This window comes from Pseudomonas sp. HMWF006 (assembly GCF_003061205.1).
GTDB lineage: Bacteria > Pseudomonadota > Gammaproteobacteria > Pseudomonadales > Pseudomonadaceae > Aquipseudomonas > Aquipseudomonas monsensis.
In genome coordinates, this window is sequence record NZ_QAIU01000392.1 from 16587 (window position 1) to 17982 (window position 1396).

Genomic DNA, 1396 nt, shown 5'->3' on the forward strand with positions numbered 1-1396 from the left:
GTTTTCGTGAATCCATTGGCGCTCGCGGGCGTCCAGTTCCACAGGTTGAACATTGAATGCCGCGACCTCTTCGTGCAGCGCCAGCTGCGCCGCCAGACTGCAACGCATCAACCCCAGTAATCCAAACAACAACATCCAGCCCAGTGCCGGTTTCAAACCTCTATAAAACAGCATTGCCACTTCCTTCGTGATCGACTCACCCGTCCTTCGTGGGTGAAAACCCGAGCAGTGTGGCAGCAGAAACAAAAAAGCCCGTCAGGAGACGGGCTTCAAAATGTGACAGCTTTTACTGGCTTAAAGCGGCTTGCCGCGGTTGCCATGCTGGCTGACAAAGGCCTGTACGGCTTTCAGCTCGTTTGGCAGAACGGTGCAGCGTTCATTTCGCTCAAACAAATCAGAAAGATGTGCAGGCAGTTCGAGTGCTTTTCCTACACCGGCTTTCTCTACCGCATCCGGGAACTTCACCGGGTGAGCGGTGCCCAGAATTACCATCGGAATGTCCAGGCTGCGGCGGCATTCGCGGGCGGCCTTGACGCCGATCGCGGTGTGCGGGTCCAGCACTTCGCCGCACTGCTCGTAGACTTCAGCGATGGTTTCGCAGGTCTGCGCGTCATCCACGGCGAGCGAGTCGAACAGCTTGCGGGCTTCAGTCCAGCGCTCTTGCTCGACGCTGAAACCACCACCCTGCTTGAACGAGTCCATCAGCCCGACGATCGCTGCACCGTTGCGACCGTGCAGGTCGAACAGCAGGCGCTCGAAGTTCGACGAGACCATGATGTCCATCGACGGCGACAGCGTGGCGTGCAGGGCTTCCTTGACGTACTGATTGCCGCTCATGAAGCGGTGCAGGATGTCATTGCGGTTGGTGGCGACGATCAACTGGTTGATCGGCAGGCCCATGTTGCGCGCCAGGTAACCGGCGAAGATGTCGCCGAAGTTACCGGTCGGCACCGAGAACGCCACCGAACGCGCCGGGCCGCCCAACTGCAGGGCGGCGTGGAAGTAGTAGACGATCTGGGCCATGATCCGCGCCCAGTTGATCGAGTTCACCGCCACCAGACGCGTGCCTTTGAGGAAGCTCTGGTCAGCGAAGCTGTTCTTGACCATTTCCTGGCAGTCATCGAAGTTGCCTTCGATGGCGATGTTGTGGATGTTCTCACCGAAAATCGTCGTCATCTGCCGACGCTGCACTTCGGACACGCGGTTGTGCGGGTGCAGGATGAAGATGTCGACATTTTCGCAGTGCTTGCAGCCTTCGATGGCGGCCGAACCGGTATCACCGGAGGTGGCGCCGACAATCACCACGCGCTCGCCGCGTTTTTCCAGCACGTAGTCGAGCAGGCGGCCGAGCAGTTGCAGGGCGAAGTCCTTGAACGCCAGGGTCGGGCCGTGGAAC

1 protein-coding gene is annotated in these 1396 nt (G+C 59.3%); it reads right to left on the minus strand.

Going from position 1 to position 1396, the window contains the following annotated elements:
• Window positions 1–294 precede the first annotated feature (294 nt).
• Window positions 295–1396 (minus strand): threonine synthase (thrC, locus tag DBR24_RS16070; protein ID WP_256591546.1); only part of this gene is annotated, 1102 nt, incomplete at its 5' end.